The organism is Microlunatus speluncae (assembly GCF_009299835.1).
Lineage (GTDB): Bacteria > Actinomycetota > Actinomycetes > Propionibacteriales > Propionibacteriaceae > Microlunatus > Microlunatus speluncae.
Genome location: NZ_VKCZ01000019.1, coordinates 1 through 21367, shown reverse-complemented (window position 1 = coordinate 21367; position 21367 = coordinate 1). Strand labels below are relative to the sequence as shown.

Here is a 21367-nt window from a genome sequence, read left to right as displayed (position 1 = left end):
CCACTGGGCGAACGGTTCACCACCGGTTGGTACGGTGGCATCGATGACCGCCGAGCCGACGAGCCGTTCGACCGCTGCCGACGATCACCAGAACCGCACCCGGATCTGCTGGTTGGATCGTCGAACCGCCTTATATCTAGCCACTTTGCTGATCCCGCTGGCCGGGTACGGCATCGTGCTGAAGATCATCCGGATGAGCCGGCGCGGCCTGCCCGGACCACTGGAGTGGCTCGACCAACTCAGCTCCGATCTGATGTTCGGCGCCGGATTCGGGCTGGCTTGGCTTGTGATCATCGCCACAATCGGCCGGCGGACTCCGGCCCGGCCGATCGCGTTCATGATCATGCACCTGTCCGCGATCGTCGTCGCCGCGGTCAGCACCGGCTTCCACGTCTACTTCCAGCGCACCGGATCACCGCTGACCCTGGAACGGCTGATCTCGGCGCTGGGCTCGGCCGGCGAGATCTCCGGCCTGGTCGCCGCCGAGATCCGCCCCGAGGTCGTGCTGCTGCTGATCGGCGCCGTCGGGTACGCGATCGCCGGTCCGGCCGTGATCACCCGGTTGATCATCGGTCGGGGTCCGGCCAGGGCCGGCCGGGCGACCGGGCGGCCGCTGATCCCGGTCGCCGCGCTGACCACCGCGCTGCTGCTCGGCTCCTGCTACAGCGGGCCGTCCTCCCCCAGCTACTTCTCCCGCGCCCCGGTGCTCGCGGTCGGCCTCAGCGGCCTGGAGGACTCCGCCGCGACCAAGCCACGGGACCTGCCCGAGCCGGCCACGATCGTCCCGCCGACCGACACCGGGCTGACCGCCGGCCCGAAGACGCAGCGCCGCAACGTGGTGATCATCACCCTCGAGTCCCAGCGGGCGATCTCCACCGCGCCGTACACCGATGACCTCGCGATCACCCCGAATCTGGCCGCGCTGGCCGAGTCGAGCCTGGTGGCCGAGCAGGCCTACGCCGTGATGCCGCACACCTCGAAGTCGCTCACCGCGACCTACTGCGGCGTCGAACCGCCGATGGACACCCAGAACAGCGAGGCCGGCGGCGACGGGACCGGTGGCCGCGGCGTGGCCGCCCGGTGCCTGCCCGAGTTGCTCGGCCAGCAGGACTACCGCTCGGCCTTCTTCCAGTCCGCCACCGAGTCGTACGACCGGCGCCGCGATGTGATCACCGGACAGTTCGGCTTCGACGAGTTCTACGGGCTGGAGGACCTGCCGAAGGAAGGCTTCTCGGAGGCGAACTACTTCGGCTACGAGGACGACGTGATGCTGCAGCCGAGCCGGGAGTGGATCGAACGCAACCGGAAGAACCCGTTCCTGCTCGGCTATCTGACCGTCACCGCGCACCACGACTACAAGCTGCCGGACGGCTTCGAGACCGAACACCTGTCCGACGACCCGGAGCTGAACGACTATCTGAACGGGCTGCGCTACCAGGATCGCTTCGTCGGCCAGGTGATCCAGCAGTTCAAGGAGCTCGGGCTCTACGACGACACCGTGTTCGTGATCACCGGTGATCACGGCGAGGGATTCGGCGAGCACGACCTGCGCCAGCACGACAACACGATCTATCAGGAGGGCGTCCAGGTGCCCTTGATCATCCACGATCCGCAGCGGGCCGGCGGCGGTCAGCGGGTGACGACACCGGTGCAGCACCCGGCGATCCTGCCGACCGTCACCGACCTGCTCGGCTACCGGATCAGCACCGGCACCGGCGGCGGCTACCGGTCGCCGTCGCTGCTCAGCAAGGCCTCTCGGCCGCCGGTCATGATCAGTTGCTTCGAGGAAGCCCGCTGTCTGGCCCGGATCGAAGGAACCCGGAAGTACATCCACCACTACGACTTCCGCCCCGACGAGGTCTTCGATCTCGCCGCCGACCCGGGCGAGACCACCAACCTGGCGGCCTCGACCCCGCCGGAAGACCTGGCCCGCTACCGCGCCGAGGCGCTGCAATGGCGCCGCCAGGTCGACCGCCTCTACACCGACCTCCGCACCCCCACCCCCACCCCCCGCTGACCCGTCACTTCCGCGGCCCTTTTGACGGCGTGTCGCAGCGGATCTGACGGGTCGGCGAGATTCCCGGCGAGGACCGACAGCACCATCCCCGGCCGGGCGGAGCACCCGCGTGTCATGATCACCTCATGACCGACTCAGCGCAGTCAGGTTCCCAGTCCGATCCGGCCCGGTCCGGACCCGGCGGCCGATCGTCCCGCGTGTTCGGCGGGATCGAGACCAACGCCCTCAATCCGATCGCCGAAGCCGAGCGGAAGGGCCGGCCGCGCGGCCTGTTCTGGCCCTGGTTCGGCGCCAATGTCTCCGTGTTCGGGATCAGCTACGGCTCCTTCGTCCTCGGCTTCGGCATCTCGGCGCCACAGGCGATCGCCGTGGGGATCGTCGGCATCGTGATCTCGTTCGCCCTCTGCGGGTTCGTCTCGCTGGCCGGCAAACGCGGGTCGGCGCCGACCATGGTGCTGACCCGGGCGGCGTTCGGGGTCCGCGGCGGCCGGATCCCGGCCGTGCTCTCCTGGCTGCTGACCGTCGGCTGGGAGACCGCGTTGACCTCGCTCGCGGTGCTGGCGACGTCGACCGTGTTCACCGCGCTCGGCTGGCACGGTGGGACCGCGACCAAGATCGTCGCGCTGATCGTCGTCGCCGCGTTGATCTTCGTCAGCGGCGTCTTCGGCTTCACCCTGATCATGCGGTTGCAGGTGGTGATCACGGTGATCACCGGCGCGCTGACCATCGTGTACGCGATCCTGGTGCTGAATCAGGTCAACCTGGCCACGGTCGGCTCCCTGCCCGCCGGCACGACGCCGCAGGTGATCGGCGCCCTGGTCTTCATGATGACCGGGTTCGGTCTCGGCTGGGTGAATCTCGCCGCCGACTACTCCCGCTATCTGCCCCGGTCGTCCAGCGGTCCGGCCGTGGTCGGCTGGACCACCTTCGGCGCTGCCCTGGCACCGGTGCTGCTGTTGATCTTCGGCGTGCTGCTGGCCGGCTCGTCCGCCGACCTCAGCACCGGGATCGGCAGCGACCCGATCGGCGCGCTGACCACGGTGCTGCCGGCCTGGTTCCTGATCCCGTTCGTGGTCGTCGCGGTGCTCGGCCTGGTCGGCGGCGCCGTACTCGACATCTATTCCTCCGGCCTGGCCCTGCTCAGTGCCGGACTGCGCGCGCCACGCTGGGTCGCGGCCGGCATCGACGGCTGCCTGATGATCATCGGCTCGATCTACATCGTCTTCTTCGCCAGCGATTTCCTCGGTCCGTTCCAGGGCTTCCTGATCACGCTCGGCGTCCCGGTCGCCGCCTGGTGCGGGATCATGGTCGCCGACATCGCGCTGCGCCGGGCCGACTATGTCGAGCAGGATCTCTATCGCACCGACGGCCGCTACGGCGATGTCCGGGCCCTGCCGGTGATCTTGATCGTCACCGGCACGCTGCTCGGCTGGGGCCTGGTCACCAACGCCGCCGCACCCTGGCTCGGCTGGCAGGGCTATCTGCTCGGCCCGATCGGCGGCCGGGAGGGCGACTGGGCCGGTGCCAACCTCGGCGTCGCCGTCGCCCTGGTGATCGGCTTCGTCGGCTACCTGATCTTCGCCCGCCGCACCATCGCCCGCCAGGAACTCCCCCAATGACGCCGAGTTGTCAGAACTGAGAAGCCCTATGGCACAACTCAGTTCTGACAAGTCGGCGCGGAGGGGGTCGGTTCGAGTTGGGCCAGCTTGGGTACGGCCTCGGCCAGCACGGCCAGGGTTTCCGGGGTCCAGGCCTGCGAGCTGACCAGGCCGACCTGATCGAAGCCGAGGGCGGCGTGGGCTTCCATTCGGCGGACGAAGTCGTCGCTGGACTCCCCCGGCAGCAACCGGGTGCCGATCGTCTTCACGATCTCGCCGTACGGCCGGCCGACGTCGGCGCAGTGCCGGGCCAGCACGGCCAGCTTGCGCCGCACGGTCTGGCCGCCGTCGGGGATGTCGAACAGGTTGCACGCGTCGGCGTACCGCGCGACCAGCCGTAGCGTCTTCTTCTCCCCGTCGCCGCCGATCAGGATCGGCGGATGCGGAGCGCTCAGCGGCAACGGGCTCCCGGCCGGGCCGGACAGCTTGAGCTGCCGGCCCTCGAACGGCGACTCGTCACCCCGCCACATCTGCAGCGCCAGCTGGATCGTCTCCTCCAGCCGCACGAACCGCTCCGCCACCGGCGGCATCTCCAGCCCCATCCGGTCGGCCTCGCCACCGTGGTAGCCGGCGCCGATGCCGAGCCAGGCCCGGCCGCCGGACAGCACATCCAGGCTGGTCACCGCCTTGATCAACAGCGCCGGTGCCCGGAAGGTGACCCCGGTGACCATCGTGCCCAGCCGGACGCGTTCGGTCCGCGCCGCCAGGAAGCCCAGCGTCGTGTACGCCTCCAGCATGTCGGTGGCGTCCGGCGACACGGTCGGGTCGGCCTGGAGCAGATGGTCCGGCACCCAGAGCGTGTCGATGCCCGCCGCGTCGGCGGCCTCGGCGACCTTGATCAGATTCGCCCGCAGTCCCGTCGGCCCTTCGGCCCAGGACTGGTTGCTCAGGCTGATGCTGAGCCGCATTCCCTTGGTCATGATCAGTTCCCCGTCCCCGGGCCCAGACCCGCACCCGGAGGCAACTGCAGCAGCCCGATGTGCACCCCGGCCAGTCGCCATTGATCAGCGTCGCGGACCACCAGCAGGCTCAGCCGGAACCGGCCCGAGTTGTCCTGGCCGCCGAAGTGCGTCTGCTGCTCCAGCACGGCGATCACCGCCGCCGCATCGCCGAACTCCCGGACCTGCGGCTCCTGGACGGCGAACGCGTCGTTGTGCAGGCCGTTGGCGAAGCGGACCAGCCACTGGTCCCGGGTCAGCACGAACCCGGCCGGACCCACACCGGCGAAGTCGGCGGCCAGCACCGACTCCAGTGCGGCCGCGTCCCCGGCCTGCTCCGCCGACGCCCACCGATCCAGCAGTTCCAGTACGTCCGATGACGTTGACATGTCTCCTCCTGAGCTTCTCGCGACCCGATCGATCGCTGACGTATTCGTAGAGTAACTCTAAAATTAGTGTTACTCCAAATTTGGTGCTAGATTCTTCTCGTGGGACTTCGTGAGCAGAAGAAGGAACAGACCAGGGCCCGGCTGATCGAAACGGCCTGGCGGTTGGCCGCCGACCGCGGCTTCGAGCAGGTCACGGTGGCCGAGATCGCGCGCGCGGCCGAGGTTTCCGAGGCGACGTTGTTCAACTACTTCCGGACCAAGGAGGACCTGTTCTACGCACCGCTGGAGTCCTTCGGTGATCAACTCATCGACGCGGTCCGCGCCCGCGATGCCGGCACGTCGGCCCTCGCCGCGGTCCACCGGTTCCTGCTCCAAGATCGTGGCCTGCTCGGTTCGCTCGAGCCGAGCGAGGCAGAAGCGTCGGCGCGGCTGCAGGTGCACCTGCGCGTGATCAGCGACAGCCCGGCACTGCTGGCCCGGGAACAGCGTGCCTTCGCCCGCTACACCGAAGATCTGGCCGCACTGCTCGCGGCCGAGGACGGCGGTGACCCGATCACCGCGGCGGTCGTCGGTCACGCCTTGATCGGGGTCCATCGCACCCTGGTCGCCCACGTCCGCCGGCGGGTCCTGGCCGGCGCCGAGCTGCGCCGGGTGGCGGCCGAGGTCCGCGAGCACGGCGATCGCGCGTTCTCGCTGCTGGAGTCCGGGCTTGGGCGATACGGTGTAGCTGCCTGAGCTCCGGTCAGGCCACTGACAGGGGAGGATTCATGGTCGAATCGATGGCGGAATCGGGACTGTTGATCATCATCGGGCTGCTCACCGCACTCGGCAGCGGCCTCGCCGGTGGCTTCTACCTGACCTTCTCCGCGTCCATCATGGCGGGCCTCGACCGACTCGGCCCGAGCGCCGCGACCCGCGGGATGCAGTCGTTCAACATCACCGTCGTCCGGCCGCCGCTGATGACCGTGCTGTTCGGCACCGGCCTGCTCGGCATCGTGTTGATCATCGTCGCCTTGATCACGTCCGCGGGCAGCTCGACCTGGCTGCTGGTGATCGGCGCCGTGATCTACATCGTCGGCAGCCCGATCCTGACGATGGCGTACAACGTGCCGCGGAACAACGCGCTGGACCGGACCGATCCGGACGGCCCGGAGATCGCCGAGCAGTGGGCCCGCTACAACCGGGAGTGGACCGCCGCCAACCATGTCCGGACGCTGGCCTGCCTGATCGCGACCGTGCTGATCATCCTCGGCCTGGTCGGCCTCTGATCATCCGGTCAAGTGATGATCACCGGGTCGGTTCGGCCAGGTCGCGGACGAGCCGAGTGAAGTCGGGCCGGGCGAGCTCGCCCTTGGTGCTGATCAGGACCAGGGTCGGGAAGTCGGGATTGACCGGCTGTTGCAACATCACGATCGCCACCGGCTCGGTGTAGTTCCGGCAGGCGTTGGTGCACTCGTAGTAGTCCTGACTGAACACGTCGGCCGGTCCGAGCCAGGTCTCCACCCGCTGCACCGTCTTCGGCGCGGCGACATCGGCGATCGTCCGGTACAGGCCGTGATGGCCGTTGCCGGTCCGGCCTCGGGCCGGAATGTCACAGGTCCGAGCGGCGGCGTAGGCCCGCAGCCCGTGCTCGGAGAAGTCGACCTCCGCGATCGCACACTCCCGGCGGGCTCCACTGTAGAACCGGGTGATCATGGTCCCCGACGGCACCTTGATCTCGAACGCGATCCGATCATCGACCACCGACAGTCGGGTGGTCGGGCTCGACCGACCCGGCCAGAGACCACCGAAGGCGCCGAGCACGCCGAGGATCGTGACGATCACCACCAGCAGGATGACCGCCGAACCGGCGGCAACCGGGGCCCACCAGGGAAATCGGGACCGTGACCCCGCCGATCCCGTCGGCGGCGGAGCCTGGGCGGACGGTGACTTCGCAGGGGTCACGTGGCCGAGTCTAGTGCCGCTCGGTGCCGGTGGGCCCGAAGTCGGTCACGCCGCGAGACCGATCGAACTGGTGGATCCGGGTCAGCGGCCAGGTCCGGTACGGAAACTCCCGCAGCCGATCACCGTCGAGCGCGTCGGCCACGCCGTCGGCCCGGAGCCGCTCGGCCAGGACCGCCGTCAACCGGTCCGCCTCGTCCGGACGTTCGGCCTGCACCGGCTTGATCTCGTCCGGGTCGGCGGCGAGATCGAACAGCAGCCGGTGGCCGCCGTTGGCCAGCCAGATCAGTTTGAGGTCGCCCTGCCGCACCATCGCCTTGAACCGGTGCGTGCCCGGCCGGCCGTGGTAGCCGAACAGGGTCTCCCGCGGCGGCGCCGTCCCGGCGAGCAACCCGAGCAGATCACTGCCCTGCCGAAGGTCCGGTTCGCCGGCGGCCGACGTCGCCAGGCCGAACAGGTCGGTCAGGCAGGCCAGGTCGCTGCGACGCTCACCGGCGGCGATCCGGCCGGGCCAGGAGATCAGGAACGGCACCCGGGCCGCCGCCTCGAAGAAGCTCTCCTTCTGCCAGCCGTGATGATCACCGAGCAGATCACCATGATCGGCGAAGAAACAGATCACCGTGTTGCCGGCATCCGGCCGCCGCTCGACCGCGTCCAGCAGCTCGCCGATGCAGCCGTCGATGTAGCTGATCTCGCCGTAGTAACGGGCCCGCAACGCCCGGGCCCGGTGCGGATCGACGTCCTCGGCATAGACCAGGTGGTTCATCCACGGGATGTGTTGATCAAGGTGATCGACGTCTTGATCACCGCGGACCGGATCGGGCATCCGGTCCGGGTCGTAACGCCGGTTGTACGGCAGCGGCGGCGCGAACGGCGGATGCGGCCCGATGTAGGAGACGAAGCCGAACCAGGGCCGGTCGTCCTCGGTCTCGATCAGTCCGATCGCCTCCCGGGTCGCCCACGACTCGACCGTGCAGTCGGCGGGGAGCGGGCTGAGCTGCGGCATGTAGTACATGTCGGTCCGCTCCCCCATCAGCGCCTCGAGCCAGTCGAACTCCGGGTGCTCGGTCGCGATCCAGGACGCGTAGGCGTCGCCGGCCCGCTGCTCCGGGCTCTCGTACAACTCCTCGCTGTGCCGCTGCACGTCGAGTCCGACCGGCGCGTCCCACGGTGTGGTGTGAAACTTGCCGACCCCGAAGGTGCGGTAGCCGAGACCGGCCATCGCCTCGCCCAGATACGGCCCGCAGCGGTCCCGGATCGCCGCATGCGCCCCGTCGGGCATCGCGTTGTCGTAGATCCCGGTCCGGGTCGGTTCGCAGCCGCTGCGCAGGGTGTAGCGGGCGGGAACGCACACCGGGCAGGTCGAATAGGCGTTGTCGAAGGCGGCGCCGCGGGCGGCCAGCCGATCGAGGTTGGGCGTGTCGATCTCGGAGTTGCCCAGCGCTGCGATCGTGTCGAACCGCTGCTGATCGGTCATCACGAACAGCACGTTCGGCCGGTCAGTCATGACTCGGTCTCCTCGTGGGTCGGCGGGTGGTCGCAGGGCTGGCGCGATCGGGCCTGCCCTTCGACAGGCTCAGGGAGCGAACTTCGGAGCGTGATCATGGTGCGGGCACCGGCAGCAGGCGGGCCCGATCACCACGGAGCTCGGTCTCGCGAAGATTCCAGTCCTCGACCATGCCGAGGCCGGCCAGCAGCCGGTCGGCCGGATCGAACGCGTCCCCGGCCTCGGTCAGCAGGTCCCCGAGCCGGGAGTCCGCGGCGGCCACCCGATCGGCCGCCGCCGGGTCGTCGACCAGATTTCGCCGCTGCCACGGGTCGGCCTGATCGTCGTAGAGCAGCCAGGGTCGGCCGTCGACCGTGCGGGCGTACGTCAGCTGCTCGGTGATCACGCCCCGCCACTCCCCGATCCCCTGGTCGTAGCCGTTGTCGCAGCTGACCCAGTTGCCGATGATCAACTCCTGCCGCAGCGGCCCGGCGGTCCGGAGTTGATCACTGAGGTCGCGGCCGTAGCCGCCGACCGGCGGCAGTCCGGCCAGGCCAAGCAGGGTCGGCGCGAGGTCGACCAGCCCGAACAGTCCGGCCGGCCGGGAGGCCGGAAGGCCCGCTCCGGTGATCACCAACGGCACCCGCACCGCTTCGGCGTAGGGGCTCTGCTTCGCCCGCAGACCATGGGCGCCCAGCAGATCGCCGTGATCGGAGGTGACGACGATGATCGTGTCCCGGCGCAGGTCGAGCCGGTCCAGCTCGGCGACGATCCGGCCGATCTCGGCGTCGACCGCGGTGATCGCACTCCAGTAGAGCCGCTGCACCTCGCGCTGGGCTTCGGTGTCGGGGGTGTTCGGCGGCACGGTCGGCTCGGTGTCGGCGTAGCTCCGCAACGCTTCCGGCACCGAGTCGTACGGATCGTGCGGCGGGTTGTAGGAAACGGCCAGGAAGAACGGATCCCGCTGCCGTTGGAGAAACTCGATCGCGAGGTCGGTGTGCACCGCCGGCTCGTAGCCGGTGAAGTCGACCCGGGTCGGGCTCTCGGTGCCGCGGTAGTAGTGGCCGTCGACATGATCATGGGAGCAGTCGACGCCGGCGTAGTGCTCGATGCCGGGTCGGGCCACCGGCGGCACCCACTTGTCCCGGGGCAGTCCGGCCAGATGCCACTTGCCGATCCAACCGGTCCGGTAGCCGGCGTCGGCCAGGGCGGTGCCGAGCGTGTCCAGCCGCGGCGACAGCGGAAGATCATTCGCCACCACCCCGTGCTGGTGCGGCAGCGATCCGGTCAGCAGGCTGGCCCGGCTGGGCCCGCAGACCGGCGCGTTGGAGCAGCCGCCCGCGATCGCCACGCCGGCCGCGGCCAGCCGATCGAGGTGGGGCGTGCGGACCTCGGAGGCGCGGCCCCGCTCGTCGTCCAGCCAGCCCTGGTCCTGCCCGCGCCACTGATCGGCCAGCAGCAACACGATATTGGGCCGAACCACACCGGCCGAGCTCACGCGCCGAACTCCTGCGGGTCGACGTCACCGCTCTGCACCGCGGCGTCGTAGGCCGCCTGCATCCGTTGCTGCATGGACGCCAGCGCCGCATCGAGATCGGCGGCCGGGTCGAGCAGCAGCTTCTCGATCGTCTGGTCGACCTTCTCCCCGTCGACCTGGAGCAGCCCGCCGGGGGTCTTCGGCCACTGTTGATCAAGATCGGCGGGCCGGTACTGCTGCAGGAACGCGTTGTCCTTGATCGCGGCCGAGTCCCAGACGGTGTCGTTGATCGGCGGCGCGGCCTTGGCGGCGAGGGCCTCCTGGATCCCGTCGCCGACCATCACCTCGAACACCTTCGCGGCCTGCTCGGGGGTCTTGCTGGTCGAGGAGATCGCGTACGGGTAGCCGGCGTTCATCGGTGATCGGACCAGTTGCTGGCCGTCCGGCACCGGCAACGGCGCGGCCACCGCCGACACCGTGCTGCCCAGATCGGCGAGCGAGGAGACGATCGCACTGCTGGTCAGATACATGCCGGCCTCGCCCTGGCCGAAGGCGTTCGCGGCGACGTCCCCGGCCAGCGTGGCCGCTCCCGGGTAGGCCGTCTTGTCGGTGATCAGGGCGCGGTAGAGCTCGATCACCGGGGCATACTTGGCCGACTCGTACTGCTGCGCCGCGGCGTTGAACAGGCCGAACTGGGCCAGCGCCTCGTCGCCGGCCATCAGCGGGATATCGACGCTCCACTGCCGAAAGCCCGTCGCCTTGATCGGGATGATCATGCCGAACGCGTCGCCCTGGCCGATCTTGGTGATCGCGGCCGCCGCCTGGCGCACCTCGGTGAACGTCTTCGGCGGCGACGCCGGGTCGAGCCCTGCCTTCTCGAACAGCTCCGTGTTGATCACCAGCCGGTTGGTGAACGCGGTGGTCGGCACCGCGTACGGCACCCCGCCCCAGACCAGTTCGCTGTTCTTCTGGTGGTAGGGCGCCGCCTTGTCCAACACCGCCTGATCGACCAGGTCGGGCAGCGGCTGCACCCAGCCGGCGGCGACGAAGGCGCCCAACTGGGAGGAGGGGCTGTGGAACAGGTCCGGTGCCCGCTTGGTCTGGAAGCCGACCCGGACGATCTCCTCGTACTTGTCCGTCGCCTGCGGTTCGTACTGCACCGTGATGCCGAGCGAGGCGCCCTCGCCCTCGTTCCAGGTGCGGAAGAACTCCTGCCGGGCCTTGGCGTGCGCGCCGGCGCGGTCCCAGACCACGATCGTGGCCGGCCCCCCGCCCGACGACCCGGTGGTGGCGCCGCTGCAGCCGACGGCGGTGCCGGCTCCGGCGGCGGTGACGGCGCCGAGGAAGCCGCGCCGGGTCAGGGTCGATGGGTTCAGTGCCGATGCAGTCATGATGGGTCCTCATCTCGGGTCGCGAGCCGGCTCGCGCGGTCAGGTGGAGTCGCGAGCCGGGTCGCGCGGTCGTGGAGCATGATCAAGAAGGTGGCGACGGCGGCCGGGACCGCGAGCGCCAGGGGCGGGCCCAGATACGGGACCCGGGTCAGCAGCAGGACGACGGCCGCCGCGGCCGCGACGGCGGCCACGGTCGCGGTCACGGCGAGGTCGAGCCGGGCCAAGGCCAGCCGGTACGCGAGCCGGATCGACTCGACCGTCCGGCCGGTGCGTTCGAAGATCAGCACGGTCCAGGGGGCGAGCAGCAGCCAGGTCACGCCGACGACCGAGCTGGTGATCAAGACCAGCCAGCCGTACCCGCCACCGGGCGACGGGCCGAACAGGCCGGTGATCACCAGGCCGGTCACCCCCAGGTGGCAGCCGGCCAGCGGCAGCGTCGGCAGCAGCCGGCGGAGCAGGAAGCGCAGGCTCTCGGCGGGACCGAGCGAGGTCTCGCCGCGGGTGTAGCGGCGCTGCTGGGTGATCAACCACGAGGTCGCCGCCGGCAGGGTGACCACGGGCAGGCTGAACAGGGCCCAGCAGCAGCTGGTCCAGGCCCAGAACCACCACCGGGACCAGGCCCGGAGCAGCGCGCCGTCCGGCGCGAAGATCACGTTCGCCGGGCCGGTCATCCCTTCACCGAGCCTTCGGTCCAGCCGCGGACGAAGTGTCGCTGCAGCACGATGAAGATCACCACGATCGGCACCAGCGCCATGTTGGCGCCGGCCAGCACGGTGTTGTAGGGCGTCATCCCCTCGGCGGCGTCGTACTGCAGCGCGCTGACCCCGACCACCAGGGTGCGCAGGTCCGGCGCGGCGAGCGAGAACACCAGTGGCACCTGGTAGTTGTTCCAGGAGGCCTGGAAGCCGAGGATCACCGTGGTGGCGAGGATCGGCCGCATCATCGGGAAGGTGACCCGCCAGTAGGTGCCGAACAGACCGCAGCCGTCGACCCGGGCGGCGTCCTCCATCTCGGTGCCGAGGCCGAGCACGAACGCCTTGATCAGGAAGATGTGCACCAGCATGATCCCGGCCAGCTGGACCAGTGCGATGCCGAGCAGGTTGTCCAGCCCGAGCGCCTCCGCGATCACGTACTGCGGAAACAGGGTCGCCGTGGTCAGCCCGACGAACAACGTGCCGACGTACAACCCCTCCAGGAACCGCTGGCCGCGGAGCTTGCGCCGGGCCAGCACGTAGCCGGTCATGCTCGAGGCGAGCGTGTCCAGCACCACCACCAGGGCGGTGACGATCAGGCTGTTGACGAAGTAGCGGGAGAAGTTGGCGGTGGTCCAGGCCTGGACGTAGTTGCCCCATTCCCACACCCGCGGCACGATGCCGCCGTTGCGGCTGAGGATCTGGTCCAGCGGTGAGACCGAGGCGAGCAGGCCGAAGATCAGCGGCGAGAGCATGATCAACGCCGCGGCGATCAAGATCAGGTGCAGCAGGATCGTCAGCGGGCGGACCCGGCGTCGCCGTCGTGGCACTCGCGTGCCGATCACCGACGGCGAGGGCCCTTCAGCGTCATCCGGCCTGCCCCCTTCGACAGGCTCAGGACGACGCTTCGACAGGCTCAGGGAACGGGTGGGCGTGGTCATGGTGCGGTCCTGCCGCTGCGGCTGAGCCGCAGGTAGGCGACGGAGATGATGCCGACGATCACGCTGGCGGTGATGCCGAGGGCGGCCGCGTATCCGATCTGGGGCACGGAATCGGGCTCGAAGAAGAACCGGTAGAGGTAGGTGAACATCACCTCGGTGCCGCCGGCCGGGCCGCCGTCGGTGAGCGTCTTGACCAGGTCGAAGCTGCGCAGGGTGCCGATGATCGAGATCAGGATGACCACCCGGGTCACCGGAGCCAGCAGCGGCAGCACGATGTGCCGCAACGTCGACCAGTGCCCGGCGCCCTCCAGCGCGGCACTCTCCAGCAGCTCGTTCGGGATCGTCATCATGCCGGCGAAGAAGAGCAGCAGGTTGATCCCGAGATGGGCCCAGACGCCGACACCGATCAAGCTGCCCATCGCGCTGCCGGCCTCACCGAGGAACCGGACCGGTGCGTCGATCAGCCCCGAGCCGGTGAGCAACTGGTTGATCGGGCCGCCGGTCTCGCGGAGCAGGAAGACGAAGATGATCCCGATGATCGCCGGCGACAGCACGTGCGGCAGGAACAGGATGGTGCGATAGGCCGTGCCGGCCCGTACGCCACGGAAGAAGATGTAGGCCAGCACCAGCGCCACCGGGATCTCGATGATCAACCGGCCGAAGCCGAACTTGAGCGTGTTCAGCACCGCGAACCACCACTGCTCGTCGCCGATCATCCGCTGGTAGTTGGCCACCCCGGTGAACTGCGGTGCCGAGAATCCGTTCCAGCGTTGAAAGCTGAACCACAGCAGCCAACTGATCGGCAGCAGGGCGAAGGCGACATACGGCAGCAGGCTGGGCAGCAACATCACGTAGCCGACCCCGTCCTCGCGCCGGTGCCAGCGGGCCCGGCGGACGGGGGCGGCGCGGACGGCTGGGGACATCCCTGTCCTTCCTGGAGTGGGCGACCTGATTCGTCAATTTAGATCGATCTAAACGTGCCGTCAAGCACTCCGTCGAGGTTTCGAATGATGGGATCAGACGCAGCCGCAGGAGGCGCGGGCGTGCACCTCGGGCGCCGTCGGGCGCCGAGTGCCCTCGACCGCCAGGCCCATCTCGGCCAGCAGCACCCGGCCGCAGACCCGGCCCAGGCCGACCGGATCGGTGGCGATGCTGCTGATCGACGGGGTCCACATCGCCGACTGGTGCAGGTCGTCGATGCCGAGCACCGACACCGACCCATGATCACCAACGAGGCGATGATCACCGAGCGCGCGGACCAGCCCGTAGGCCATGTTGTCGCTGTGACAGAGCACCCCGGCCGGCGGTCGCGACCCGGCGGCCAGCAGCCGGGTCGCGCGGGCGTACGCGGCGTCGGCGGTCGCCTCGACCGGCTCGGACCATTCGTCGTCCCAGTCGACCCCGGCCTGGGTGGCCGCCTGGCGGAAGGCCCGCAGCCGGCCGATCCGCGGCGAGGCCAGTTGATCACCGCCGAAGTACGCCACCCGGCGACAGCCGTGCACGTCGATCAGGTGCTCGGCACCGAGCCGGCCGATCGCCGCCTCGTCGGTGCCGACGAACGGCAGGTCGACGCCGTCGATGGCGCGGAGCAGCGTGACGGTCGGCAGGCCGCTGCGACGGAGCGCGACGAAGGCCTCGGCGGTCGAGGTCAGGGCGGGAATGGTCACCACCCCGGCGGCCCGATGTTCAACCAGGGAACGAAGAATCTGCGCCTGCAACTCGAGCCGGTCGACCGTGTTGGCGATCATGACGAAGAAGCCGACCTCGCCGAGCACCTCCTGCACGCCGAGCGACACCTCGGCGACGAACGGGTTGATCACGTCCGGCATCACCAGCCCGACCAGGTCGTTGCGCTGGGTCCGCAGGTTGGCCGCGGCCTGGTTGTAGACGTACCCGAGCCGTTCGGCCTCGGCCAGCACCGCGACCCGCGTCTTCTCCGACACCAGCGGGCTGTTCCGCATCACCAGCGACACAGTGGCGCGGGAGAGCCCGAGCGAAGTCGCGACGTCGATCATCCGCACTCCGCGTGCTCCGGTTCGCTCGCCCACAGGGCCCACTCTGCATCATCGGTCGCCGAAATCACCTGCCGAACCCGCCGTCGGCGACTCGGCGGAAGGATCGGCGGCGGGGTCAGGGGGCGTCCGGTGGTCCGCCCTTTCGGAGTTCGGTGACGGCGGCGCGCTCGACGAGCACCGGGACGAAATCGCGGATCGGGTTTCCCTCGAACCGCTTGTGAACCGCCCCGAGTGTGTCGACCAGCGTGTCCTCCGCAACCTCGGGGAATCGCGACCTCAGTCGCGTCAGCACTTCACCGATGGCACGGTCCTCATCTTCTGGCACGACCGGATGGTAACTGCCGAAGGTAACCAGGAACTTGTCCGGTCAGGCGCGGTTGCACCCTAGGGTGGGTGCCATGCCGAGCACGCCGATCAGTTCCGACGATCACGGCTATCTGCGGGACAGCCGGCGCGAGGTGCTCGCCACCCTGGACGGGCTCGACGACTACCAGGTCCGGCGCCCGATGACCCCGACCGGGACCAACCTGCTCGGCGTGGTGAAGCACCTGATCGGGATCGAGGCCGGCTATCTCGGACTCTGCGCCGGCCGGCCGTTCGGCGAACGGCTGCCGTGGATCGACGACCCGGCCGGGGCCGATCAGGAGCTCTGGGCCAACCGGGACCTGTGGGCCACCGCCGCCGAGTCCCGCGACCACCTCCTCGGCCTCTATCGCCGGGCCTGCCAGCATGCAGATCTGGTCCTCGACGAGCTCGGACCGGCGGCCCCGGCGACCGTGCCGTGGTGGCCCGAGGAATCCCGGACGACCACCCTCGGCGCCCTGCTGGCCCGGGTGCTGAAGGACACGGCGATGCACGTCGGCCAGTTGCAGGTCATCCGCGAACTGATCGACGGCCGGGCCGGCTCGGACCGGGACGCGATCGGCAACGACGACTGGTGGAGCGACTACACCGCCATGTTGGAAGGGATCGCGGCCGGCTTTCGTACTGAGGACGCTGGGCCGTGATCAAGCACACCCGACTTCGAGCCGTCGCAGGTGGTCGTCGGCTGCTGGTGGTGAACTTCGTCTCCCTGGACGGCGGGATCCAGTCGGTCCTGTCGGCCGACGAGGATCGCGAGGGCGGGTTCACGGTGGGTGGCTGGGTGCCGCCGTACGCCGACGACGTGCTCAGCTCGTTCATGCAGGGCAAGACCATCGGGGCGAGCGGCATGGTGCTCGGCCGCAAGACGTACCAGGGTTTCGTGGACGCGTGGGCGGACGCCGATCAGAGCCAGCCGGTGGTCGCGGCGATGACCCGGATGCCGAAGTACGTCGCGTCCCGGACCCTCGCCGCCGGCGACTGGGCCAACACCCACATCCTCGGCCCGGACGTCGCGGCGCAGCTCGCCGCCCTCAAGCGGCAACCCGGTGATCATCTCGTCGTGTTCGGCAGTGGTGACCTGCTCCGCACCCTGATCGAAGCCGACCTGATCGACGAATACCACCTGTTGATCTTCCCGATCGTGCTCGGCTCCGGGAAGCGGCTGTTTCCCCGGCTGGAGTTGCCGCTCCGGCTGCGCCACACCGACACCACCGTGACCACGACCGGCGTCGTGATCAACAGCTACGCGACGCCCGCTGCTTGATCATGATCGACTCCACGGGTCGCAGTTGATCAAGCTCCGGGACCGGGAGTGATCGACGCTACCGCCCGACGGCCTTGGCGAGCTGTTCTTTGTTCATCTTCGAGCGACCCTCGATCCCGCGCTGTTTGGCTTCGTTGTACAGCTGATCCCTGGTCCGGCCCTTGCTCCCGCTGTGAGAGCGCTTTCCACCACGGTAACCGGACGACACGTCCTTGACCGATGACCGACTCGCGGTGCGTGATTCGCCGTGTTGCGCGCGCTCCTTGTTCACCGTTCGGGAAGCGATCTCCTTCGCGGTGTCCTCCGTGCGGTCGCTCTTCTGCAGCCCCTTCTTGATGTGCTCGTACTGGCGTTCCCGCTTGTCAGTCCAGGCTTCCTGAGGCATGTCGCCCCTCACTCTCCAGGCCGATGAACTGATCGTTACCCCTCCGTTCGGAGCCTCAAACGCCGGGCATCGCTTGCCTTATCGATCACGGAGTGCTTGGCTGGAGAACTAAGTGGTTGAGCAGCTGCCGCGAAGTCAGAAAGTCCGTGAGGGGACCTGATGATCACGCGTACAGCACCATCGCAGCCCACCACAAACTTCGATGATCAGTCGGCCCGCACCGCCGAATTGTTGCGTCGCGCCGGCATCGCCGATCCTGCGGAACGACGTGACTACCTGCAGCAGGTCGTCCTGTTGCATTTGGACCTGGCCGAATCAGTAGCCCGCCGCTATCACAGTCGCGGCATCGACGGAGCCGATCTTGATCAGGTTGCCTGCCTGGCCCTGGTCGAGGCCGCCGGCCGGGCCGATCCGGAGCGCGGCGACTTCCGCGCCTACGCGGTCAGCACCATCCGCGGCCGGATCAAACGACACTTCCGTGATCATGGCTGGATGGTCCGGCCGCCACGACGGGTCCAGGAACTGCAGGCCAAGGTCGTCGAGAACTGGAACACGCTGAGTCAAGATCAGGGCGGCACCCCGACGGTCCGGCAACTGGCCGGCTCGCTCGGCGAATCGGCGAAGGACGTGGCCGAGGCCTGCGCCGCCGGCACCTGTTTCCATCCGACCTCCCTCGACGCGCCCCGTCCGGGCCAGGAGGGGTCGGCAACGCTCGGCGCCGTCCTCGGCCGGACCGATCCGCAGTTCGGCCGGATCGAGATCACCAGCGTGCTCCGGGCGGCGATGGTGAACCTGTCGCCGGAAGATCAGCGGATCGTGCGGCTGCGCTTCTTCGAGGAGAAGACCCAGCAGCAGATCGCCGACGAGGTCGGGGTCAGCCAGATGCAGATCTCCCGATCACTGCGGCGCATCCTCACCGACCTGCGCCAAGACCTTGATCAGGTCGGCCTCGACGAGGAGACGCCCCGGATCGTCGCGGCCTGATCGAAAGAAGAAGAGAGCCGATGATGGAGCTGTACCGGATCGAGGTCCTGCCGGCGCTGCGCGGCTGACACCGTCGCGACTATCCCTCCGCGGCCACGCCGTTCGCGGCGATGTCGAGATCGTCGCTGTCGATCAGGCGCCGGGCGAGATCGTAGAGCTTGATGTTGTTGTCCTGCGAGTAGCGCAGCAACACCGAGAAGGCCTGTTTCGCCGAGATCGAATAGCGCTCCATCAGGATGCCCTGGGCCTGACCGATCATGGTCCGCGTGTCGACCGCGGTGCGCAGCCCCTCTGCCGTCAGGGTCGCCTCCAGAGCGGCCGCGGCATGGGCGCTGAACAGGTGCGCCAGCTCGATGTCGGCTTCGGTGAAGTTGTAGCGGGTGGCGCCGTAGAAGTTGAGCGCCCCGAGCCGCCGCGGGCCGGTGGTCAGCTCGACCGAGAGGATGCTCCGCAGTCCGAGATCGGCGGCCTGAGGACCCCAGACCGGCCACCGACTGTCCCGCTCGACGTCCGGGGACACGATGTGACGCAGTTCCTCGACCGCCTGCACGCACGGACCCTCCCGCAGCGTGTGTTGCAGCTTGTCCGCCTGCTCGACGATCAGGTCCGTCGCGCCGGCCGACTCCAGCCGGCCCCGTTGCCGCCACAACGTCATGCCGCCGTAGTCCGCGGACAGATGACCGACGCCGAAACCGACGATCTCCTCGACCGTGTCGTCGACCGTCCGCGCCGCGCTGGCCCGCGCGGCGAACTCGGCGAGCATCTCATCGCGATCTCTAGCCATGACCCGTCCCTCGGTAGCCGGCCAGGCACCCGCGCTGGCCCCTTTGGCCACCACTGCTGTCCGAGTAGCCACTGTCACAGTAATCGACCGTGCCGGGTTCGGATGCCCTCGTACCCATCATGACTCGTCCGATCGGTTCCGGAGCGGGGGCTGGTCTGACGGAGCCCGGTATTGCAAGATCGTCGTGGCCGACCACGCGTCAGACGCCTGGTCCGGCCATCCTTGTGACCGGTGAAATAGTCCGCCGGGTGCGATCAGATTTTCATGAGGTACGTCGACGATATGAACGACCAGCATGGCTATCGCCTGATCTTGCCCTTTGACGAGTTGAGCAGCTCGGTCCACGAGGCCGGCACGGTGGACGAGACGGTCGAGGCCGTCGCCACCTTCGCCCTGCAGGCCCTCGGTGCGACCTCCGCGGCCATCCTGCTCGGCAAGCACCCGGAACGACTCCAGATCGCGACCTCGACCGACGCCGCGATCGCCCGGATCGCCGAGACCTGCGACACCTGCGGCCCGATCCAGACCGCGTTCGACGCCTCGACCGCGGTGACCGTGGCCGACCTCACCACCGAGACCGCCTGGCCGGACTGTGAGCCGCTGGCCGCGGCCGGCGCCGAATCGGGGCTGCGGAGTCTGCTCGCGGTCCGGCTGCTGATCGGCACCCGGCCGGCCGGGGTGGTGTTGGCCGGTCACCCCGAGTCCGGGATGTTCGGCGAGGACGAGATCTCGATCGCCTACATCGTGGCCCGGCACGCCTCCATCGCGGTGACCCGGGCCCGGCACGAGGAGACGCTGGTCGAGGCGGTCGACGCCCGGAAACTGGTCGGTCAGGCGATGGGCATCCTGATGGAGCGCTACAACCTCGACGCCGACCGCGCGTTCGATGTGCTCGCCCGCTACTCCCAGCACACCAACACGAAGCTGCGAACGGTCGCGCTGGGGCTGATCGAGACCCGTACCCTGCCCGGCATCGTCCTCGACCAGCCTCAAGCGGCCTCGGTCACGGTCAATGATCATGACGGACAGAGAACGGCCTCAACGGCTGTGTGCTCAACCGTCGAGACCTGAGTCGGCCGACCGCCCGGACGGTCGAACAACCTGTATTTCCTTGTACCCACTCGGCCGGGCCGACACACCGGTCGTGATCAATCACGGGCCTCCGCCCTCGATTCGGCCCGTGCGGCCGCCCGGCCGGCGCTTCAGGTGGGTCTCAGCCGGACGATCCCGGATTGCGTCCGAGCCGGGCGTCGATGCCGTCGAGCAGGCACTCCAGCCCGAACTCGAAGGCGAACTCATGATCATCGTCCGGATTCGAGCGGCCGATGTCGCCGTACATCCGGCTGAAGGTGGGGTGCCGTTCCGGGTCGAGCAAGCGGGACCAGTACGGCTGGTGCGCCTGCCACCAGTCGGCATCGCTGAATCCGGCGGCCCGGGACTCCTCCACCGACACCTCGGCTTGGGCCGCGCCCCGGACGAACACGGTGAGGGCGAGCACCGTCGCGTTGATCTCGGCCGCACTCAAACCGGTGTCCACGAGGGCGCTCAGGTCACGATCGAACTTCGCCGTGACGTTCGGCCCGCAGGCCGGGCGGGCGATGATCAACTGGAGCAACCACGGATGGCGCCGGTAACGATCCCGATCGTTGCGGGCGATCTCGCGCACCGCCTCGCGCCAGTCTGCCGCGGCCTGCACCGGATGCAGATCCTCGCCGATCACCCGATCCACCATCAGCGCGTACAGCTCGGGTTTGCCGGGCACGTGGGTGTAGAGCGACATCGTGCCCACCGAGAGCCCCGTGGCCACCGAGCGCATCGTCACCCCGTCCAGCCCCTCGGCATCGGCGATCTCGACCGCCTGATCGACGATCCGGCCGACCGACAACCGGGTCCCCGCACTCCTGCGCTCCGTGGTCTGCCACAACAGCGGCAACACCCGGGACGGATCGGCTCCAAGATCACTGACCACGCTTGCACCCTAGTGCCGTACGTTGAACGGTACAACGTACGGAGCACGCTGGTGAAGTCGACAGTCGGGCAACGCTTGTTTCGTTCCCTGAGCTTGTCGAAGGGCAAGGGCGATCCCCGTGGTCAGCGAAGGGATCATCGGACCGACCTCTCTGCTCCAAGCGCGGACTCGATCAGCTGATCGTTCGGTGGCAGTTGATCTTGGCGTCGCTGGATCGCCCAGCTTGCAATCGTCTTGGCAGGGTCTCGCGAGTCACGATGGGACTGTGAAGACCTTCTTGGCGCCAAGGGGGCCAGGTTTGGCGTTGGTGACGTCGGGTCTGCCCGCCCGGGCTCACTGTGCTTGCTACATCGAGTGGCGCATTCGCGATGAATCCCTACGGTTCGTCGGCGAGCCAGTCCCAGGCGACGACATTTCTGTCCTGAGAGCGCCGGGCAGCGGCGGCAGCATGGTTGTCCACAGGTCGAATCCTGTTCGAGAATCTGTGGACAACTGCCGCGGATGTCTATGAAATAAGGGATTCCCTGGTATTCGTCTGTCTGTTCGAATATACTGTGATCATGGACTCGGGGACCACGATCGACACGACACCGGTCGAGCATGCGCTCGGCAGTGTGGAGGTCGCGGTGGCCGAGTTGATCACCACATTGCGACAGGGTGGACTTGATCATCA

The 21367-nt window shown here is 68.6% G+C and carries 22 protein-coding genes; 8 read left to right on the top strand and 14 right to left on the bottom strand.

Translation table 11 applies throughout. The features are described from left to right. Positions 1-43: 43 nt before the first annotated feature. Positions 44-2017 carry an LTA synthase family protein gene (locus tag FNH24_RS22420; protein ID WP_152364482.1) on the top strand — a complete coding sequence of 658 codons (1974 nt, stop codon included), beginning with the start codon at positions 44-46 and terminating at the stop codon, positions 2015-2017. Positions 2018-2142: 125 nt separating this feature from the next. Beyond that, complete coding sequence (locus FNH24_RS22415) at positions 2143-3636, top strand: purine-cytosine permease family protein (RefSeq protein ID WP_152364481.1); 1494 nt, start codon at positions 2143-2145, stop codon at positions 3634-3636. Between the two features lie 38 nt (positions 3637-3674). Here FNH24_RS22415 and FNH24_RS22410 read toward each other — a convergent pair whose 3' ends face one another. Both FNH24_RS22410 and FNH24_RS22405 read right to left on the bottom strand, forming a co-directional pair. Beyond that, positions 3675-4595 (bottom strand): TIGR03560 family F420-dependent LLM class oxidoreductase, encoded by a 921-nt coding sequence (locus FNH24_RS22410; RefSeq protein WP_246187022.1) that lies wholly within the window; start codon positions 4593-4595, stop codon positions 3675-3677. 2 nt (positions 4596-4597) lie between these two features. Then, the gene (locus tag FNH24_RS22405) at positions 4598-5002 is read right to left on the bottom strand and encodes a nuclear transport factor 2 family protein (RefSeq protein WP_152364480.1); all 405 of its coding nucleotides are present in this window, start codon (positions 5000-5002) and stop codon (positions 4598-4600) included. Positions 5003-5101: 99 nt separating this feature from the next. On the opposite strand from FNH24_RS22405, the gene FNH24_RS22400 reads away from it, so the two are divergent. Both FNH24_RS22400 and FNH24_RS22395 read left to right on the top strand, forming a co-directional pair. Continuing rightward, positions 5102-5737: a TetR/AcrR family transcriptional regulator gene (locus FNH24_RS22400; protein ID WP_152364479.1), complete on the top strand. Its 636-nt coding sequence runs from the start codon at positions 5102-5104 to the stop codon at positions 5735-5737. 44 nt (positions 5738-5781) lie between these two features. After that, positions 5782-6270, top strand: a complete 489-nt coding sequence (locus FNH24_RS22395; protein WP_152364478.1) for an anthrone oxygenase family protein — start codon at positions 5782-5784, stop codon at positions 6268-6270. A 19-nt stretch (positions 6271-6289) separates the two neighbouring features. Here FNH24_RS22395 and FNH24_RS22390 read toward each other — a convergent pair whose 3' ends face one another. From FNH24_RS22390 to FNH24_RS32690, 9 genes are all read right to left on the bottom strand, one after another. Then, positions 6290-6946, bottom strand: a complete 657-nt coding sequence (locus FNH24_RS22390) for a hypothetical protein (protein WP_152364477.1) — start codon at positions 6944-6946, stop codon at positions 6290-6292. A gap of 10 nt (positions 6947-6956) precedes the next feature. Beyond that, entirely contained in the window at positions 6957-8450 is a 1494-nt protein-coding gene (locus FNH24_RS22385; RefSeq protein ID WP_152364476.1) for a sulfatase family protein, read from the bottom strand. Between the two features lie 94 nt (positions 8451-8544). Further along, positions 8545-9927, bottom strand: a complete 1383-nt coding sequence (locus tag FNH24_RS22380; protein WP_152364475.1) for a sulfatase family protein — start codon at positions 9925-9927, stop codon at positions 8545-8547. Further along, positions 9924-11297, bottom strand: a complete 1374-nt coding sequence (locus FNH24_RS22375; protein ID WP_152364474.1) for an ABC transporter substrate-binding protein — start codon at positions 11295-11297, stop codon at positions 9924-9926. The genes FNH24_RS22380 and FNH24_RS22375 overlap by 4 nt, the downstream gene beginning before the upstream one ends. Further along, positions 11294-11968, bottom strand: coding sequence for a hypothetical protein (locus FNH24_RS22370; RefSeq protein ID WP_152364473.1), 675 nt, complete (start codon positions 11966-11968; stop codon positions 11294-11296). Before FNH24_RS22370 ends, FNH24_RS22375 begins: the two co-directional genes overlap by 4 nt. Further along, on the bottom strand, positions 11965-12834 hold the full coding sequence (locus FNH24_RS22365; RefSeq protein WP_161606263.1) for a carbohydrate ABC transporter permease: 870 nt from the start codon (positions 12832-12834) through the stop codon (positions 11965-11967). The genes FNH24_RS22370 and FNH24_RS22365 overlap by 4 nt, the downstream gene beginning before the upstream one ends. A 92-nt stretch (positions 12835-12926) precedes the next feature. Beyond that, positions 12927-13853, bottom strand: coding sequence for a carbohydrate ABC transporter permease (locus tag FNH24_RS22360; RefSeq protein WP_152364471.1), 927 nt, complete (start codon positions 13851-13853; stop codon positions 12927-12929). A gap of 93 nt (positions 13854-13946) precedes the next feature. After that, complete coding sequence (locus FNH24_RS22355) at positions 13947-14945, bottom strand: LacI family DNA-binding transcriptional regulator (protein WP_152364470.1); 999 nt, start codon at positions 14943-14945, stop codon at positions 13947-13949. 115 nt (positions 14946-15060) lie between these two features. After that, positions 15061-15270: a three-helix bundle dimerization domain-containing protein gene (locus FNH24_RS32690; protein WP_152364469.1), complete on the bottom strand. Its 210-nt coding sequence runs from the start codon at positions 15268-15270 to the stop codon at positions 15061-15063. 73 nt (positions 15271-15343) lie between these two features. On the opposite strand from FNH24_RS32690, the gene FNH24_RS22345 reads away from it, so the two are divergent. Together FNH24_RS22345 and FNH24_RS22340 are read left to right on the top strand one after the other, a co-directional pair. Further along, a complete protein-coding gene (locus tag FNH24_RS22345) occupies positions 15344-15952 on the top strand; it encodes a DinB family protein (protein WP_152364468.1) in 609 nt (202 codons plus the stop codon). Continuing rightward, positions 15949-16572 (top strand): dihydrofolate reductase family protein, encoded by a 624-nt coding sequence (locus FNH24_RS22340; protein WP_152364467.1) that lies wholly within the window; start codon positions 15949-15951, stop codon positions 16570-16572. The genes FNH24_RS22345 and FNH24_RS22340 overlap by 4 nt, the downstream gene beginning before the upstream one ends. 58 nt (positions 16573-16630) lie before the next feature. Here FNH24_RS22340 and FNH24_RS22335 read toward each other — a convergent pair whose 3' ends face one another. Next, complete coding sequence (locus FNH24_RS22335; RefSeq protein WP_152364466.1) at positions 16631-16957, bottom strand: plasmid stabilization protein; 327 nt, start codon at positions 16955-16957, stop codon at positions 16631-16633. 159 nt (positions 16958-17116) lie between these two features. Here FNH24_RS22335 and FNH24_RS22330 point away from each other — a divergent pair, with 159 nt between their 5' ends. Beyond that, complete coding sequence (locus FNH24_RS22330) at positions 17117-17941, top strand: sigma-70 family RNA polymerase sigma factor (protein ID WP_152364465.1); 825 nt, start codon at positions 17117-17119, stop codon at positions 17939-17941. Positions 17942-18020: 79 nt separating this feature from the next. Here FNH24_RS22330 and FNH24_RS22325 read toward each other — a convergent pair whose 3' ends face one another. Further along, positions 18021-18725 (bottom strand): GAF and ANTAR domain-containing protein, encoded by a 705-nt coding sequence (locus tag FNH24_RS22325; protein ID WP_152364464.1) that lies wholly within the window; start codon positions 18723-18725, stop codon positions 18021-18023. 282 nt (positions 18726-19007) lie between these two features. Between FNH24_RS22325 and FNH24_RS22320 the strand changes: the two genes are divergently transcribed. Further along, positions 19008-19796 carry a GAF and ANTAR domain-containing protein gene (locus tag FNH24_RS22320; protein WP_152364463.1) on the top strand — a complete coding sequence of 263 codons (789 nt, stop codon included), beginning with the start codon at positions 19008-19010 and terminating at the stop codon, positions 19794-19796. Positions 19797-19938: 142 nt separating this feature from the next. Here the strand turns inward: FNH24_RS22320 and FNH24_RS22315 are convergent, their stop codons facing one another. Further along, complete coding sequence (locus tag FNH24_RS22315) at positions 19939-20694, bottom strand: TetR/AcrR family transcriptional regulator (RefSeq protein WP_152364462.1); 756 nt, start codon at positions 20692-20694, stop codon at positions 19939-19941. Positions 20695-21367 lie beyond the last annotated feature (673 nt).

Excerpts from the sequence above, each read along its gene's own strand:
- FNH24_RS22360 (WP_152364471.1), bottom strand. The coding sequence starts at position 13,853 with ATGTCCCCAGCCGTCCGCGCCGCCCCCGTCCGCCGGGCCCGCTGGCAC.
- FNH24_RS22320 (WP_152364463.1), top strand. The coding sequence starts at position 19,008 with ATGAACGACCAGCATGGCTATCGCCTGATCTTGCCCTTTGACGAGTTG.
- FNH24_RS22405 (WP_152364480.1), bottom strand. The coding sequence starts at position 5,002 with ATGTCAACGTCATCGGACGTACTGGAACTGCTGGATCGGTGGGCGTCG.
- FNH24_RS22325 (WP_152364464.1), bottom strand. The coding sequence starts at position 18,725 with ATGGCTAGAGATCGCGATGAGATGCTCGCCGAGTTCGCCGCGCGGGCC.
- FNH24_RS22330 (WP_152364465.1), top strand. The coding sequence starts at position 17,117 with ATGATCACGCGTACAGCACCATCGCAGCCCACCACAAACTTCGATGAT.
- FNH24_RS22415 (WP_152364481.1), top strand. The coding sequence starts at position 2,143 with ATGACCGACTCAGCGCAGTCAGGTTCCCAGTCCGATCCGGCCCGGTCC.
- FNH24_RS22375 (WP_152364474.1), bottom strand. The coding sequence starts at position 11,297 with ATGACTGCATCGGCACTGAACCCATCGACCCTGACCCGGCGCGGCTTC.
- FNH24_RS22385 (WP_152364476.1), bottom strand. The coding sequence starts at position 8,450 with ATGACTGACCGGCCGAACGTGCTGTTCGTGATGACCGATCAGCAGCGG.
- FNH24_RS22410 (WP_246187022.1), bottom strand. The coding sequence starts at position 4,595 with ATGACCAAGGGAATGCGGCTCAGCATCAGCCTGAGCAACCAGTCCTGG.
- FNH24_RS22355 (WP_152364470.1), bottom strand. The coding sequence starts at position 14,945 with ATGATCGACGTCGCGACTTCGCTCGGGCTCTCCCGCGCCACTGTGTCG.
- FNH24_RS22395 (WP_152364478.1), top strand. The coding sequence starts at position 5,782 with ATGGCGGAATCGGGACTGTTGATCATCATCGGGCTGCTCACCGCACTC.
- FNH24_RS22420 (WP_152364482.1), top strand. The coding sequence starts at position 44 with ATGACCGCCGAGCCGACGAGCCGTTCGACCGCTGCCGACGATCACCAG.
- FNH24_RS22335 (WP_152364466.1), bottom strand. The coding sequence starts at position 16,957 with ATGCCTCAGGAAGCCTGGACTGACAAGCGGGAACGCCAGTACGAGCAC.
- FNH24_RS22345 (WP_152364468.1), top strand. The coding sequence starts at position 15,344 with ATGCCGAGCACGCCGATCAGTTCCGACGATCACGGCTATCTGCGGGAC.
- FNH24_RS22370 (WP_152364473.1), bottom strand. The coding sequence starts at position 11,968 with ATGACCGGCCCGGCGAACGTGATCTTCGCGCCGGACGGCGCGCTGCTC.